The organism is Ferdinandcohnia sp. SAFN-114 (assembly GCF_059415045.1).
On sequence record NZ_JBPFDQ010000041.1, the window covers coordinates 1 to 15,400 of the forward strand.

General features: G+C 38.1%; 17 protein-coding genes. 9 read left to right on the top strand and 8 right to left on the bottom strand.

Annotated elements, in window-relative coordinates; all coding sequences use genetic code 11:
* Nucleotides 1-88: 88 nt before the first annotated feature.
* From ACR65M_RS14235 to ACR65M_RS14265, 7 genes are all read left to right on the top strand, one after another.
* Complete coding sequence (locus tag ACR65M_RS14235; protein ID WP_440273655.1) at nt 89-1,408, top strand: sugar ABC transporter ATP-binding protein; 1,320 nt, start codon at nt 89-91, stop codon at nt 1,406-1,408.
* Nucleotides 1,409-1,469: 61 nt separating this feature from the next.
* Nucleotides 1,470-2,402: an ABC transporter permease gene (locus ACR65M_RS14240; RefSeq protein WP_440273645.1), complete on the top strand. Its 933-nt coding sequence runs from the start codon at nt 1,470-1,472 to the stop codon at nt 2,400-2,402.
* A gap of 8 nt (nt 2,403-2,410) precedes the next feature.
* Nucleotides 2,411-3,418: an ABC transporter permease gene (locus ACR65M_RS14245; RefSeq protein ID WP_341329837.1), complete on the top strand. Its 1,008-nt coding sequence runs from the start codon at nt 2,411-2,413 to the stop codon at nt 3,416-3,418.
* Nucleotides 3,411-4,496, top strand: coding sequence for an autoinducer 2 ABC transporter substrate-binding protein LsrB (lsrB, locus tag ACR65M_RS14250; protein WP_341329838.1), 1,086 nt, complete (start codon nt 3,411-3,413; stop codon nt 4,494-4,496). The genes ACR65M_RS14245 and lsrB overlap by 8 nt, the downstream gene beginning before the upstream one ends.
* Before the next feature lie 71 nt (nt 4,497-4,567).
* Nucleotides 4,568-5,449: a 3-hydroxy-5-phosphonooxypentane-2,4-dione thiolase gene (gene lsrF, locus ACR65M_RS14255; protein WP_341329839.1), complete on the top strand. Its 882-nt coding sequence runs from the start codon at nt 4,568-4,570 to the stop codon at nt 5,447-5,449.
* A gap of 156 nt (nt 5,450-5,605) precedes the next feature.
* Nucleotides 5,606-7,396: an oligoendopeptidase F gene (gene pepF / locus ACR65M_RS14260; protein ID WP_440273646.1), complete on the top strand. Its 1,791-nt coding sequence runs from the start codon at nt 5,606-5,608 to the stop codon at nt 7,394-7,396.
* A 168-nt stretch (nt 7,397-7,564) separates the two neighbouring features.
* Entirely contained in the window at nt 7,565-7,933 is a 369-nt protein-coding gene (locus tag ACR65M_RS14265) for a YkvA family protein (protein WP_341329841.1), read from the top strand.
* A gap of 20 nt (nt 7,934-7,953) precedes the next feature.
* On the opposite strand, the gene ACR65M_RS14270 is transcribed toward ACR65M_RS14265, so the two are convergent.
* The 5 genes from ACR65M_RS14270 to ACR65M_RS14290 form a co-directional block, all read right to left on the bottom strand.
* Entirely contained in the window at nt 7,954-8,205 is a 252-nt protein-coding gene (locus ACR65M_RS14270) for a LexA family protein (RefSeq protein WP_165918166.1), read from the bottom strand.
* Complete coding sequence (locus ACR65M_RS14275) at nt 8,195-8,422, bottom strand: hypothetical protein (RefSeq protein ID WP_341329842.1); 228 nt, start codon at nt 8,420-8,422, stop codon at nt 8,195-8,197. The genes ACR65M_RS14270 and ACR65M_RS14275 overlap by 11 nt, the downstream gene beginning before the upstream one ends.
* 95 nt (nt 8,423-8,517) lie before the next feature.
* Complete coding sequence (locus tag ACR65M_RS14280; protein ID WP_341329843.1) at nt 8,518-9,012, bottom strand: L,D-transpeptidase family protein; 495 nt, start codon at nt 9,010-9,012, stop codon at nt 8,518-8,520.
* A gap of 134 nt (nt 9,013-9,146) precedes the next feature.
* Nucleotides 9,147-9,758: a hypothetical protein gene (locus tag ACR65M_RS14285; protein ID WP_440273656.1), complete on the bottom strand. Its 612-nt coding sequence runs from the start codon at nt 9,756-9,758 to the stop codon at nt 9,147-9,149.
* Nucleotides 9,759-9,903: 145 nt separating this feature from the next.
* Nucleotides 9,904-10,296 carry a cytosolic protein gene (locus tag ACR65M_RS14290; protein WP_309101759.1) on the bottom strand — a complete coding sequence of 131 codons (393 nt, stop codon included), beginning with the start codon at nt 10,294-10,296 and terminating at the stop codon, nt 9,904-9,906.
* Between the two features lie 153 nt (nt 10,297-10,449).
* On the opposite strand from ACR65M_RS14290, the gene ACR65M_RS14295 reads away from it, so the two are divergent.
* Complete coding sequence (locus ACR65M_RS14295; RefSeq protein ID WP_341329845.1) at nt 10,450-11,163, top strand: YwmB family TATA-box binding protein; 714 nt, start codon at nt 10,450-10,452, stop codon at nt 11,161-11,163.
* Nucleotides 11,164-11,279: 116 nt separating this feature from the next.
* Nucleotides 11,280-11,792, top strand: a complete 513-nt coding sequence (locus tag ACR65M_RS14300; RefSeq protein WP_341329846.1) for a YbaK/EbsC family protein — start codon at nt 11,280-11,282, stop codon at nt 11,790-11,792.
* A gap of 1,286 nt (nt 11,793-13,078) precedes the next feature.
* On the opposite strand, the gene ACR65M_RS14305 is transcribed toward ACR65M_RS14300, so the two are convergent.
* The 3 genes from ACR65M_RS14305 to ACR65M_RS14315 all read right to left on the bottom strand — a co-directional run bounded on the left by ACR65M_RS14305 (nt 13,079) and on the right by ACR65M_RS14315 (nt 15,197).
* Nucleotides 13,079-13,435, bottom strand: coding sequence for a GIY-YIG nuclease family protein (locus tag ACR65M_RS14305; RefSeq protein WP_341329847.1), 357 nt, complete (start codon nt 13,433-13,435; stop codon nt 13,079-13,081).
* Between the two features lie 20 nt (nt 13,436-13,455).
* Nucleotides 13,456-14,211, bottom strand: coding sequence for a DUF2087 domain-containing protein (locus ACR65M_RS14310; RefSeq protein ID WP_341329848.1), 756 nt, complete (start codon nt 14,209-14,211; stop codon nt 13,456-13,458).
* Between the two features lie 197 nt (nt 14,212-14,408).
* Entirely contained in the window at nt 14,409-15,197 is a 789-nt protein-coding gene (locus ACR65M_RS14315) for a Cof-type HAD-IIB family hydrolase (protein WP_440273647.1), read from the bottom strand.
* Nucleotides 15,198-15,400: the final 203 nt, after the last annotated feature.

A 15,400-nucleotide genomic window follows, 5' to 3' on the forward strand; every position in this document is an offset into this window, starting at 1 on the left:
CTTATAGTTGATATACTTAATTCTCTATCAGTCTGCTAGCCCTTAATTTTTTTGTCCAGCTAAGTGTAACCTATCCAATAGTGGAAGTATAGAGGTAAGTGGTGAGAAGGTGAACCAGTTTAATCCCTCTATTGCACACGAAAAAGGAATCTATTTGGTGCCTCAAGAACCTTTATTATTTCCAAATATGTCAGTTGAGCAAAATCTCACAATTGGGTTAAATAGGAAAAAACAAGTGGTAAGGGAGCAGGCAAAGAAATTAATTCACCAACTAGGTTGGGATCTTGATTTGAATAGATTTGCAAATTCATTGTCAATTGCTGAGCAGCAACAAGTAGAAATCATAAAAGGTCTGCTAAGGAATGCGAAGATTCTTATTTTAGATGAACCAACATCTTCTCTAACATTTGCAGAGACGAAAAGCTTATTCGAGCTAATTGAGAAGTTAAAGGCCGATGGTGTAGGTGTTTTTTATATCACTCATAGACTTGATGAGGTTTTTCAGATTTCGACACACGCAGTCATTCTTCGAGACGGTAAAGTGACATTAAAAGGAGAAATCCATGACTTTACAAAAGAAATGTTAATTAACGGATTGTTACCAGAAGAAAGCGAACGAAATGGTAAAGAAGAGTTTAGGAAAAGGTTCATAAGTCGTGAAAAAGAAGAGCCGATCCTGAAGGTCCAAAATATTTGTGGTGATGGTTTTAAAAATATAAGTTTCGATGTTTATAAGGGAGAGGTAGTCGGTCTTGCGGGACTCGTTGGGGCAGGTAGAACTGAAATTGCAGAGGCTATATATGGAATTAATAAAATAACTAGCGGGAAAGTTTATTTGAATGGAAAGGATATTACGGACTTACCAGCAAACGAAACAATTGAAAGTGGCTTAGCCTATATTCCGGAGGACCGGTTTTTAAACGGAACTTTTTCAATTAGTTCGGTAAGTAGTAATATCACAGCACAGGTAATCAAAAATCAGGGATTTTTCCTAAATAAAAATTTGGAAGAAGCAATTACAAATGAATATGTTAAAAAGTTAAGCATTAAAATAAGTAGCCAAAATGAAGAAATTAAATCATTGTCTGGCGGAAATCAACAAAAAGTAATCATAGCACGGATTTTATCTACAAATCCACAACTTATCATCATGGATGAACCTACAAGGGGAATTGATGCAGCAGCGAGGAGTGATATTTATTCGATTATCACACAACTAAAAAAACATGGATATTCGATTTTGTTGGTCTCTTCAGATTTAGAAGAAATTGAAAGAATTAGTGATCGAATATATGCCATATATCGTGGTACGTGTGCGGACTGTCTTGGATTTGATGAGATTAATGCAACAAATGTGATGAGTGCTGCATTTGGAACATATAAAGGAAGAAGTGATAGGCATGTCTAAAATCACTGGCATAACGAAGTATAGGGAATTTAGAACCATTATCTTCTTGATTATTATTTTTTTGCTGGTAGGTATAGTTAACTCTGACTTTCTTGCTTTGGAAAACATACTAAATTCTGTGAAAAATAGTTTGCTATATATAGTCCTTGCGGTTGGATTAACTTTCGTTCTATTGACAGGAGAAATTGATATCTCTGTTGGAAGTACTTTAGGACTTAGTGCTGCAGTAAGCGGTGTGATTGTAAGGGACGGAGGAAGCATCTTTCTAGCGATTATTGTAGCTATTTTCATTGGGGCTTTAATCGGTTTAGTCAATGGAATAGGGGTTACAAAACTAAAAATATCTTCATTCATTATGACTCTAGGTATGTTGGAAATTGTAAGGGTTGTACAAGTAATATACACAGATGGAAAATGGATTGAAAATCTTCCTGCAAATTTCAAGCAAATCTCACAGATTAATCTACTGGGAATGAATCTATTAGGAATTATCGTGATTTTAGCCGTTATTATCCTACATCTTTACTTGTCAAATAGTAGGAAAGGGAGGTACTTCTCGGCGATTGGTGATAACGAGGATGGAGCTATATTAATGGGAATACCCGTAATAAGGTATAAAATCATATCATTTGTCATTTGCGGAATCTCAGCTAGTTTAGCTGGACTCATCTTTGCAAGTCAGGTTGGTTTTATTTCAACCACTGCGGGATTAGGGATAGAGATGACGGTAATCGCAGCTGCTGTTCTTGGAGGAGTCTCCTTAAGCGGTGGCATAGGTTCTGTAGTTGGTGCGGCGATTGGAGCCATTATTATGAGTTCAATTAATTCAGCTTTAGTATTCTTAAAAGTTCCAGCATTTTGGAATGCCACAATCTCAGGGTCGCTATTGATCGTTATTGTCGTAGTTGATGTCCTCATTTTCCGTAGAGCTAATAAGAAGGCGAAAAAGGAAAGGTTAAATGCGAGAGTGCTAACTTTAAAGGAGGAGGTGTGAAGTCTGGGATGCTGAAAAAAATACCGAAGTGGAATTTGATCCTTTTACTAACATTAGTTGGTGAAATTATTATATTTGGTTTAATTAACCCGAGATTTTGGAATCTAAATGTACTTCTAAATAGTTTTAATGACTTTGTGGGAATTGCCATCATTGCTTTTTTTGTGACATTTGTCGTTATTACAGGTGGTATCGATATTTCAGGGGGATCTATTATCGGGCTAACTTCTGTAGTAACAGGTATGCTAGCACAATTTGTTGGAATGAATATTTGGATTGCCGCCCTATTAGCAGTACTAGTTGGAGGACTCTGTGGTTTGCTGAATGGAGTACTTATCGCATATGCCAAAGTTCAGGCCATGGTTATAACGCTAGGCGGGATGCTTTTATATAGTGGAATTGCAATTGTATTAGTTGGTTTATCGGGAACAAGCACATATGAGGGAATTTCTGGATTTTCACAAGAGTTTATAAATCTAGCAAATGGAAAAATTCTTGGAATACCACATTCCGTTATCCTCTTTCTTGTAATACTAGTGATTGCCTATATTCTACTTCATAGAACGAGATATGGGAGATATGTCTATTTAACTGGGATTAATCAGAACGCAGCGGATTATTCAGGTATCGATACTAGGAAGATTATTACAAGTACTTATATTTTATCAGGGTTAAGCGCAGGTATTGCGGGTGTAATTTTAACATCGTATTTGGGAAGTTCTCGAGCTGATTTTGGTGCGGAGTATTTAATGCCAATTTTAACAGCTGTTGTCCTAGGAGGAACATTAATAACTGGAGGTAAAGGGGGTGTTATCGGCACTGCACTTGCAAGCATAGTTGTTGGTTTCTTAAAGCTAGGATTGCAAATGGGAGGAGTTCAAACACAATATATAGGCTTAGCTACAGGATTGCTCTTAATCACTTCGGTTGCATTCTTAGGTGTTCCAGGATTCAAGTCCAAGGTAAAAAGATTTTTAACGATTAAAAAGGACAGAGGGGGAAATCTACATGCGTAAATCCAAGTTTTTTCAACTATTAACGGGAGTGGCTCTTTCCACATTGTTATTAGCAGCCTGTAGCGGTGAAGATTCTGGCAAAAGTACAGAAAATGGTTCTGGCGGAGAAAAAGATGCAAGTGACATTGAAGTCGTTTTTATTCCAAAAATGACTGGGAATGCATTCTTTGAATCAGGTAATGACGGTGCACAAGAAATGGCTGAAAAGATAGGATTTAAGGTGAAATATGATGGCGCACCGGAGGGAACAGTTGCAAATCAGGTGCAGATTATTAATAGTGCGGTCAATAGTGGTGCTGATGCAATTGCGATATCATCAGTTACCTCTGATGGATTAAATCAAGCTTTACAAAAGGCATTAGATGCAGGAATTAAAGTTGTTACTTGGGATTCAGATGTTGACCCGAAATATCGAACTGCATATATCAATCAAGGTACACCTGACATCCTTGGTGCAATGCTAGTTGACATGGCAGCACGTCAGCTTGAAAATCCCGATGAAGCACAACAGATTGCATGGTTCTATTCAAGTCCAACTGTGCCTGATCAGAATTCATGGGTTGATTATGCGAATAAATATATAAAAGAAAAATATCCTAACTGGGAAGTTGTAACAACACAATTTGGTGATGGGAATGAACAAAAATCTCTCCAAGTGGGTGAAAGTATTCTAGATTCATATCCTGACATCGATATTATTATTTGTCCTGACTCTACTGCTTTACCTGCAATGGCACAAGCGGCACAAAATAAAGGACTAAATAAGGAGGATGTAATCATTACTGGATTTGCATCTCCAAATTCTATGAGACAGTATATTGAAAATGATACGATCGAAAACCACGGTTTATGGGACGTAAAAGACCAAGGGGCTCTCGCAGTCTACATTGCATACTATTTAGCTCAAGGAAATGAACTAAAAGTAGGTGACACTGTAGATGTTCCGGAACTAGGGGAAGTAAAAGTAGAACCAAATTCTGTTCAAGGCTATGAGTACGAGGCAGAAGATTCCGGAATTATTGTATTACCTGAAAGAATCGTATTCACGAAGGATAATACAGGAGACTATGATTTCTAAAACCTTATAACAAAATTTCGCTTATTACTATCGATACGATTCTAGATATCTTGTAAGGAGAGGAAGAAAAAATGGCTGATGTAATTGGAAACAAAGCTGCAAAGAAATTTTTAGAAGAAACTCCTTTTGCCAATAATGGTAACTTTCATGTGAAAGGAGCAGCTAATTTAGATTGGGGAATGAAAGATCGATTATCAAGAATTTTTAATCCTAAAAGTCAAAAGACAGTCATGTTGGCTTTCGACCATGGATATTTTATGGGACCAACATCAGGCTTAGAAAGATTAGATATCCTTATTCCGAAATTAGCAAATTATGCTGATTGCTTAATGGGAACTAGAGGGGCAATCAGAAGTAGTGTCCCCCCAACCTTTAATAAATCAATAGCACTCCGGGCGTCCTCAGGCTCAAGTGTATTGCAGGATGACTTGAGTCACGAATCGATGGTTGTTGATATTGAGGATGCAATTCGAATGAACGCAAGTGCGATAGCCATCCAAACCTTCATCGGGGCAGAGGGGCAAAAGGAAACAATTGAACAACTAAATAAAGCAGTCAATTTAGGAACTAGGTACTCAATACCAACTATGGGTGTTGTTGCTGTCGGGAAGGAGATGGAACGCACAACCCAATTTTTCCTCTTAGCAACTAGAATGTTAGCAGAATTTGGTGTGCAAATAGTCAAAACCTATTATTGTGAGGACTTTGATAAGGTAGCATCTGCTTGTCCTGTACCATTAGTAGTTGCGGGTGGAAAGAAAGTTCCTGAAAAAGACGCACTCTCGTTGGCGTACAATTCTATCCAAGGTGGTGCGGCCGGAGTTGACATGGGAAGAAACATTTTCCAATCAGATTACCCTGAAGAAATGATTCAGGCAGTGGGAAAGGTTGTGCATGAAGGATATACGGATAAGGAAGCATATGAGTTTTTCATAGATTTAACGAATCAATAATGCTAATTTATTAGAAATCAAGCTTCTGCCTGGATAAGGGTAAAAGCTTGATTTTTGTTTGTCCTTTTAGAAAATATTTTAACTTTTTAAATTAGTACGATATAATTTATGTATATTTCGATTTGCGAAACATTTTACAAGAGAGGGGAAATTTAAATGGCATTATTACGTTCAGAAGTACCTGTTGAGCAAACATGGAACCTACAAGATTTATTTGAAACAGATGAGGCATGGGAGAGAGAGCTTTCGTCTGTTGAAATTGACATCCAAACCGTAACTCAATTTAAGGGGACTGTTGGGAAGAGTGCTAAGAACTTACTTAATTGCTTATTAGCAAATGACGCACTTCAGGAAAGAATTATGCGTGTTGTGAGTTATGCAGATTTACATATGTCGGTAGACGGTACGAATTCCGTTTATCAAACAAATGCTGCCAGGGCCGCATCCTTGGTCTCCAGTGTAAGTGCGAGTATATCATTTATAAAGTCAGAGCTACTTGCATTAGAATCAGAAACCATCCAATCATACATAAAAGAGGAAGAGGGATTACAAGAGTTCATAAAAACGTTATCGGATATCTCAGAGGCAAAGGAATACACACTATCCCCTGATGCAGAGGAAGTTTTAGCTGCGTTTGGTGAGGTGATGGATTCTCCATATATGATTTACCAAAGAAGCAAAACTTCAGATATGCAGTTTTCAGCATTTAAGACGGATAATGGGATCGAACATCCACTTACTTTTAACTCATTCCCAAAATATGAGGATTCTCCTGATACGGAATTGCGCCGTAAGGCTTCTGCAGCTTTTGCTGAAACTTTGGATAAATATAAAAATACCTATGCTGCGACATTAGCCACAGAGGTAAAAAAGCAAGTCATTGAAGCGCGCTTACGTGGTTATGAATCTGTAACAGATATGCTACTTGATGAACAACAGGTTACAAAGGAAATGTACCATAATCAGTTACATACCATTCAAACGGAATTAGCACCCCATATGCGACGCCTTGCTAAATTAAAGCAACGCGTATTAGGGCTTGAAAAAATGTATTATAGTGATTTAAAGGCTCCGCTTGATCCAGACTTTGACCCAGAGGTAACGTATGAGGAGGCTTCAAAGTATGTTCTTGATGCCATCCAGGTTATGGGGCCGGAATATAGTAAAATTATGGAAGAGGGCATTCATAATCGTTGGGTCGATTTAGCAGATAATATTGGGAAACGATCGGGTGCATTTTGTTCGAGCCCGTATGGAGCCCACCCATATATATTGATGACATGGAATAATTCCATGCGAAATACGTATACTCTTGCACATGAATTGGGACATGCTGGTCACTTTGTGCTAGCGGGGCGTAATCAACGCATCTCAAACAACCGTCCTTCACGTTATTTTATCGAGGCGCCATCAACAATGAATGAGATGCTGTTGAGCAGACATATTCTTTCGCATTCCAATGATGAACGGATGAAGCGCTGGGTGATTTTACAATCATTAGGCACCTACTACCACAATTTCGTTACCCATATATTAGAAGGTGAATTACAACGTCGTATCTATGAGTTGGCTGATAAAGGAACCCCGATTACAGCAAAACTTTTATGTGAACAAAAAACAGAGTTGCTGTCGACATTCTGGGGCGATGATGTAGTAATGGATGAGCTCGCTGCTTTAACATGGATGCGTCAGCCACATTATTACATGGGTCTATATCCATATACGTATTCTGCTGGTCTGACTGCTTCAACAGCTGCATCCCAAATGATTCAAGAGGAAGGCCAACCCGCAGTCGACCGCTGGTTATCTGCATTAAAAGCAGGTGGAACACTGAAACCACTTGAGTTGATGAAGCTTGCAGGTGTTGATATGTCAACACCGGAACCAATTAAGAAAGCAGTTGCCTATGTTGGTTCATTGATAGATGAGCTTGAAAGAAGTTTTTGATCAAAACGTTTTAACCTAGTCATTTTGGCTAGGTTTTTTTGTGTAAAAATGGATTTCAGGCATAAGATAAGGAAAGTGAAATTTTAAAGCTTGTACAATGATTCATTTATTCGCCTATGTAGTACAATAGTAGTAAAGGATTCTGATCATTTAAAATGGGGGATTCAAATGGATGAAATGGAAAAGCATTATTCAGACGATAAATTTTGGGAAAAACTTAAAAAGTTTGCATTAAGAGCGGGCCATTCAGTCGTATATACGGCATTATTGCTTTATTATGTCCTTCAAAAACCTGATTTGCCTGCAAAAGCAAGGGTGACGATTCTTGCTGCGTTGGGGTATTTTATTTTTCCAGTGGATCTCATTCCAGACCTTGCAGTAGGTATCGGCTTTACCGATGATTTAGGTGCCTTAGGTGTAGCATTATTCCAAGTGGCAATCCATATTGATGACAATGTCAAAGCAAAGGCAAAAGCAAAGTTAGTTGACTGGTTTGGTGAAGATGTCGATACTTCAGAAGTGGATGAAAAACTCTAGAAAGTAGAAAGGAACTACCCTTATTTAGCCTGGGGTAGTTCTTTTTTTAGAGTGATGGATCGTGGTGTTTTGGGTTCATAATGCAGGACTCCTTTTTCTTTAAGGCGATCCAGATATGCTTTAATTGTGCTTGTTGAGCTCACCGAAGTACAGAGTCTAGAAAGTTCACGTATCGTCGGAGCTTTGTGGAATTTCTTCATATATTTTTCAATTTGTTGAAGTAATTCCTGTTCGGTGTCCTCCATTCGCATTTGTAGTGTTCTAATTTGCAAACTTAACAACTCCTTTTTTCCTGGGTACATCTGCAGATAATATGCTTTCTATTTTAAAAGTTCTTTTTTTATGACGAAGCAAGCAATAAGCCTTGATGGTATGTTCATTGATTTCGTAAACCTTGATTAGGCGTTGTGTAAGTATGCCGTTTTGAGACATATAGATGATTTCGATTGGTGTGTGTTGAGAAAGGGCTCGTTGTAAAATCCCGCGCATGTAATCATCTCCTTTCTTATATTATATACGAACATATATTCTATTATCAACATAAACCAGAACATTTATTCGTGTCTTGGAGACTCGCTTTTAAATCAAGGATGTATGAAAACAGGGGTACCGATTGGAATGGTTCGTGCCAGTTCCTCAACATCATGGTTATACATTCGAATGCAACCTTTTGAAACGAATTTACCGATAGAGCTCGGGTCATTGGTTCCGTGGATTCCGTAGTGTTCTTTTGATAAGCTCATCCACATTGTCCCAAACGGTCCACCAGGATTCGGGGCTTTATTGATGATGATAAAGTTTCCGATAGGTGTGGAATGAAGCATACGGCCAACCGCAATTGGGTATTGTTTTTGTAAGACTCCATTTTTCAGTAAGCGTAAATGACGGTTCTGAGTAGAAATCTCAATTTTAAAGGGAATTGTTGAGGGGTCTGGGAAACCTGGAATAATAATGGATTGACCTGGATAAATCAGATTGGGGTTAATGGAAGGATTTGCTCGAATGATTTCAAAAAGTGGTTTCCGATAATCTCTGGCGATTTGATTCAGTGTTTCACCAGGTTTTACGGTATGATTCAACAGGAATACCTCCTTATTTACTACGTACATTCATCATATTAATTAACGAAGGAAAAGAGTCTGTACCTGTGGTCCAACAAGCCAATCCTCTGTTAAGAGGAATAAAAATACACCAGGCTACAAGGCCTCGTGTATTATGATTTGGATGAAATAGTTGGAGTTGTTTGTTGCGTTTGGTCTGCTTTTCTTTTTCCGGGAATGCCGTTTGTCTCAAGTAATTCAATGATTTTATCAAGATGTTCTTCATTTTCAACAACAACGAAATTGAGGAATGGAAAAATACTTTTTACCTTAATCGTTAACTTATAGCTAAAATTTAATCGGTCTTCAATCCCGTACAAATCATGCCAACGGACAATTCGCTCGACTTCATATTCCTTGACTCGGCTATAAGAAAAATATCGGCCCTGAAGGATAATACCTTTTGGTAATAAAAAGAGGTTTCCACGGTGGCGAACTGCACTAATGAGTGCAAAAAAGAAATATGCCAATGAAAAAAAGGAAGATCCTAAGTAATCTGTTGTAAGAATAACAATTAATAGCCCTATGAGAACGATGATTATAGCAGTCGTTCCCCATTTGACAATTTTATAAGATCTTGTTGATTTAGAAAGGGGCTCCATTTCCTTAAACTCATTCGGGATAAGGATGCCACGGAACTCCTCTTCCGTTTGCGGGTAAAGGGCTTCTTTTGAAAAATCGACTGCCTTTTTAATACTGATTCTGTATTGAATCAAATAATACACACCAAGTATGAAAACAATCGAAAAAAAGATATCTACAAACAAATAATCACCAACCTTGGTTTTTACATTATTTTCTATATATCTATTTTTTCATATTTTCAGCTGTTTGAAAAGGAAAAAAGACCACATTGCTGTGGCCTTCCTTTTACGCTTGTTTTGCATCTTCAACGATATGATATAGCAGGTGAGCGAGGTGATGGATGGGTCCATACTCTTGCTCTTCGTCTTCCGATTCTTCATCTGAAAACTCAAGGTCATTAAGGTACAATGCCATAAATTCATAAAAGTCCTTAAGCTCAAATGAGAAACAGTATGTAGGTTCTTCACTATCTTCTTCATACTGCAGGGCAAGATAATGTATATTTCCCTCGGCATCCGCACCATCGAAAAAGACAAAAAAACCAATATTTGTGTCAAGCTCAAATAAGTGTCGCGTACCACCTTCAGTCACACGGTTAAAATCGTCTTCCTCGAGGATACCGACTTTCATTGCTTCAACAGCATCTTCTTTATGAAATGAAACAGTAATTGATTTCAAAGATAACACCTCCTTAGGCTCATCTTTAGATTGTACTAAAAATATAAAAAGTAAAACAGCTAAAAGAAAATTAATCGATTTTTAAGATTACTAGATTTTCAGGTATAGAACCTAATCACCCTGGCTATCCTTGTTAAGGAGGTGAGGGACAAAATGAAAATGACAATTGCATTAATCTTATCGTTGGGAATTTTAGCAGGATTTTATAATAATCAGGAAGAAATCATTCAAAAAAACGATTTAGTGGATATAAAAGAAATTGCCGATAAAAATGAAATTGAAATTTCATCTTGGATGGCCTTATCTCGAGATAAGGTTGGACAAGCAAATAATGTACATGAAATGAAACAACAGATTGAAAAATTCATGAGTGATCATGGTTCATATAAGTGGAAAAGCATTCTTAAAGAAGAAAACAGCCATTATGTTTGGCAAGGATTAAAAGAAAATGATAACGGAATTACGGAGTCAATTAAGCTAAAAGCTTATAAATCCAATGATAAATACGAAATCGCTATCACGAATGAAGCAAAAGGGAATCAGCTTACTGCAGACCATGTTGAATGGGTGAGTGAAACTTTCGTGGAAAGAAATACTTTTTATACAGTCTCCGGTGTTATGAGATCCAAATCAAACCAATTAGATGAGGTAGCCGAGAAGATGGTTGGAGATGTGAATGCAAAGATGGTGGAACAGCTACAAGAAAAGAAATTTGTGTCGGTATCAGCTTACTCGGAGGTTTTCGAATCTGAATTGTTAACAGCAAAACAAGAAAAAATTAATCTTCAACTAGGCTTACGAGCAGATACAGATAAAAATGAAATCGACGTAACGATTGGAACACCAATAATTACAACCGAATATTAGAATAAGTAGCTTGGGCTAGTTTCCAAGCTATTTTTAAATGGAAGAGCATATTTTGTGACTTTTTCAAATTGTATGCTAAATTAATAGAATAAACTTCGAAGAAAGGATGAAACTAAATGTCACTTGAGAGTGTAAAAGATCATTTCAAAAAGTGGAACCGTGAAAAAGATGTGATGGAGTTTGATTCTGTAAGTGCAACCGTTGATCAGGCTGCTGATACAATCGGCGTTGCCCCTGAACGGATTGCAAAAACTCTTTCCTTTCGGGGAAAAGAGGATGCTGCCATTTTAGTTGTAGCAGCAGGGGATGCGAAAATTGATAATAAAAAATTTCGAAATACCTTTGGGTTTAAGGCAAGAATGCTGTCTGCAGAAGAAGTAGTCGAACAAACCGGACATGTCATAGGTGGTGTATGCCCGTTTGGCTTGGCAAACAATCTTGACGTTTACTTGGACGAGTCCTTAAAACGCTTTACGACCGTATTTCCAGCATGCGGCAGTATCAATTCTGCTATTGAACTAACCTGTGACGAACTATTCCAATACTCCGAAGCAAAACAATGGGTCGACGTATCCAAAGGCTGGCAACCCGAACAAACCGAACAAAAAGAGGCCGTACATAACAAATAGGTGGGACAGAGGGACAGGTCCCTCGTCCCACCATTTTTTTACAGGATTAGTGAAATCCCCTTCATTGAGGTTATGAAGGGGAAATCGAGTAGGTGGATGGGGAGAAATCCAAATCTTCGGGGTTATGAAGGGGAAACCGAGTAGGTGAATCGGGAGAAATCCTCTTCATTGAGGTTATGAAGGGGAAACCGAGTCGGTAGATCCATAGAAATCCTCTTCATGGGGGTTATGAAGGGGAAACCGAGTCGGTAAATCGTGAGAAATCCTCTTCATCGAGGTTATGAAGGGGAAACCGAGTCGGTAAATCGTGAGAAATCCTCTTCATCGGGGATATGAAGAGGAAAACGCGACGGTAGATCCATAGAAATTTTCTTCATCAGGGATATGAAGGGGAAACCGAGTCGGTAAATCGTGAGAAATCCTCTTCATTGAGGTTATGAAGGGGAAATTGAGTCGGTGGATCAGGAGAAATCCTCTTCATGGGGGTTATGAAGGGGAAAACAAGTCGGTAAATCGTGAGAAATCCTCTTCATCGGGGATATGAAGGGGAAACCAAGTCGGTAAATCGTGAGAAATCCTCTTCATCGGGGATATGAAGAGGAAAACGCGACGGTAAATCGTGAGAAATCCTCTTCATCGGGGTGATGAAGGGGAAACCGAGTCGGTAAATCGTGAGAAATCCTCTTCATAGGGGTTATGAAGGGGAAACCAAGTCGGTAAATCGTGAGAAATCCTCTTCATCAGGGTTATGAAGGGGAAACCAAGTCGGTAAATCGTGAGAAATCCTCTTCATCGGGGATATGAAGAGGAAACCGCGACGGTAGCCCCAGAGAAATCCTCTTCATCGTGGATATGAAGGGGAAACCGCGACTGTAGGTCCAAAGAAATCCTCATCATTATAGAGGGAATGTCTATTTTTTTGATGATACTCCTGGTAAATATAATGAAGTAAACTATTGGGATACCAAACAAGATGCCAAATCCGCACATAAGGTAATCTCTCCAAAATTAGAAGCGGCGTTTAAACAAATGAAAAGCCTACTTATCTCTTCATTGAAGTATTTGATACCATTGATGATGAGGAGATTATCTCATCACATTCCGTAACTAAATGAAAAAAAGAGCTTGGTGAGGTGGTGACCCCACAAAGTTAGATTTTCAACTCTAACTTCTGGGGTGCACCACCCGACTCAAGCTCTTTTTATGTGACAACAAATAGTTGGAAAATAGGATTGTATCGCCATACCATATTTTTACGGGGACAACGGACCTGTCCTTGTGTCCCATTATTTTTTCTTGTTGTATCCTCGTTCCCCGTATGGTTGGAAGTGTTCTAACCATTTGTTTTCGAGTTCTTGTAATGCTTCTTTTTCATTGTAATAGGGATCGTCCTTCTTTTTGAGTTTTTCTAGTATCTCAATACTGAATGCACTTGCGCCGTAATGATTCCAATCTACTTGGAGCGCTTGGTTCGTAGGTGAGGCTGAACCTGATTCTAAACTGAACCTTAACCCGTTTAAAGTTTTAAAGTTTCTCGTGCTTCCGATGAAAAGCTTCCCATTTTGGTTGTTTTTTATTTGATAAACACCAGCTTCAATTGGCGTTTCTTTATATTGCTGTTTCAATACTTTCTTTCGATCCATAGTAGACACTCACTTTCTTCTTATTGTTTCAGCCAATATTGACTGCCATCTTTCTTTCGTTCTAAAAATCCATAACTAATTAAATATCTTCGAATCAATACATAATCATCATACAATCCTTTTAATATCTGGTTGATTTCTCTTTCTGTGTATGTGATGTTACTATCGAATTGTTTTGTTATTTCTCGCAAAACAATCAGTCTTTGTTTTTCTTTTGGCGGGAATTTTAGTAGTCGACCATTTATCCCTTCTGGTAAAAACTTTTCAATGATTTCTTGTTGCTCCTGCTCTGTAACAGCATATCGATCATCAACCATTGTCGCTGTTTTATGAGGGGGAACAAAGGCTGGTGCGTGTTGATCTTTTTCTTTTAGTAGCTCCATGATGGCTAAGAAGGTCCTAGCTTGGCGTTCTTTTTCTTTCAATGCAAAACGATGATGTCTAATTGTAGAAGTACTGCCAATCCCCATTTCGGCTTGAACTTCTTTATCGCTTTTTCCTTGGTAGAATAGACGAAGCAGCTGATTTTGATGATCCGTAAGACCCGTAAGTTTTTTATCAAGTTCGATTAAATAATCAAATACAGATTGATGGGTCGCTTCGATATGAAGACGCATATACCTCTCCGCCTCATAAAGAACTTTTTCATGAGGATATATGACCCCCTTTTCTATTTTCTCGCCACATAAAAGGCAGACATATGAATCTGACTCTTGGATATACCCTTTTTTAAGTTCATCTAGTGAGGCATTCCAAAAATTTTCCGACATATCCATTACTTAAACACATCCGTTCAACGTTTGATATAGAACAAACACTTTTGAAAAATGTTTATCTTTTAATCAAAATTTTATAGTGTCCCTAGCTAAAAGTCAAACACTTTATATGGTTGTTTGTATAAAAGTAAACATTTTGTGTGAAAGTTTAACTATATGCAAAAAAGACTAGGATCTATTTATCCTAGTCTTTTCATTTATTCAATTAGCCCTAGCTGTTTTAATCCGTTGTATACGCCGGAATTCTCGACATCCGTTGTTTTATATTTTGCATAGGAAAATAAATCGGGATTGGCATTTCCCATGGCAAATCCAGAACCGACTGCTGACAACATTTCTTTGTCATTCATGCCATCTCCAAAAGCAGCCGCTTGTTCAGTTGATATGTGAAGTGAAGCTAACACAGCTTTTACCGCAACCCCTTTGTTTACTTCATCACGAATGACATCGTGACATGTTCTCATACCATCCACATTAACCGAGGAGAGGTGAATCCCATCGATATGTTCGAACCATTTTTCTGAATGTTCCTCAGTCGTAATAATCGTCGAACCTAGAATTTCGTCTTTTTTAGTGTCATCGTATAGCGCATTTTTCCTTAGATGGAAGGTTTCGATGAACTCTTTTACAATGTTAGAATCCATGCTAGTGAAGATATTTTTATTTTGAGTATATAGAACAATATCGTAATTATTTTCCTTGGTCGTATGTAAAAGGTTGTCAACTAAGCTAGCTGGAAGTGGTTCATTAAACAGTGTTACACCACGATGAATGGCAAAAGCACCATTATATGCAATATAGGATGAAATTGAAAGTTCATCTCCAATATCCGTTATTTCATGAAGCGGTCTACCAGTCGCGAGAAATACTTCAATTCTATTTTGCTGAAGGTGGGTAACCGCCTCCTTGGTGGACTCTTCAATGGTATCGTCCGGTCGCAAAATCGTTCCGTCTATGTCAAGAAAGACAATTTTTATATCAGGCATTTATTTTCTCCTTTTTAACTTTATTCAGCGTTCATCGCCGTTTCATACAGTTAGAGAATTAATTCATAGTGGAGGTTCAAACTTAATGAATAAAGGTAAAGCCTCCGGCGGATGCCACGATTTTTCAAGGATTCGAGTTTGCTTGAAAAATCGGGCGGCAAATACGCCAAAAGGAATTTGATAATAGTATACCACGTTAGTTT

Excerpts from the sequence above, each read along its gene's own strand:
- ACR65M_RS14295 (WP_341329845.1), top strand. The coding sequence starts at position 10,450 with ATGAAAATGACAATTGCATTAATCTTATCGTTGGGAATTTTAGCAGGA.
- lsrB (WP_341329838.1), top strand. The coding sequence starts at position 3,411 with ATGCGTAAATCCAAGTTTTTTCAACTATTAACGGGAGTGGCTCTTTCC.
- ACR65M_RS14245 (WP_341329837.1), top strand. The coding sequence starts at position 2,411 with ATGCTGAAAAAAATACCGAAGTGGAATTTGATCCTTTTACTAACATTA.
- ACR65M_RS14305 (WP_341329847.1), bottom strand. The coding sequence starts at position 13,435 with ATGGATCGAAAGAAAGTATTGAAACAGCAATATAAAGAAACGCCAATT.
- lsrF (WP_341329839.1), top strand. The coding sequence starts at position 4,568 with ATGGCTGATGTAATTGGAAACAAAGCTGCAAAGAAATTTTTAGAAGAA.
- pepF (WP_440273646.1), top strand. The coding sequence starts at position 5,606 with ATGGCATTATTACGTTCAGAAGTACCTGTTGAGCAAACATGGAACCTA.
- ACR65M_RS14275 (WP_341329842.1), bottom strand. The coding sequence starts at position 8,422 with ATGCGCGGGATTTTACAACGAGCCCTTTCTCAACACACACCAATCGAA.
- ACR65M_RS14315 (WP_440273647.1), bottom strand. The coding sequence starts at position 15,197 with ATGCCTGATATAAAAATTGTCTTTCTTGACATAGACGGAACGATTTTG.
- ACR65M_RS14265 (WP_341329841.1), top strand. The coding sequence starts at position 7,565 with ATGGATGAAATGGAAAAGCATTATTCAGACGATAAATTTTGGGAAAAA.
- ACR65M_RS14310 (WP_341329848.1), bottom strand. The coding sequence starts at position 14,211 with ATGGATATGTCGGAAAATTTTTGGAATGCCTCACTAGATGAACTTAAA.
- ACR65M_RS14300 (WP_341329846.1), top strand. The coding sequence starts at position 11,280 with ATGTCACTTGAGAGTGTAAAAGATCATTTCAAAAAGTGGAACCGTGAA.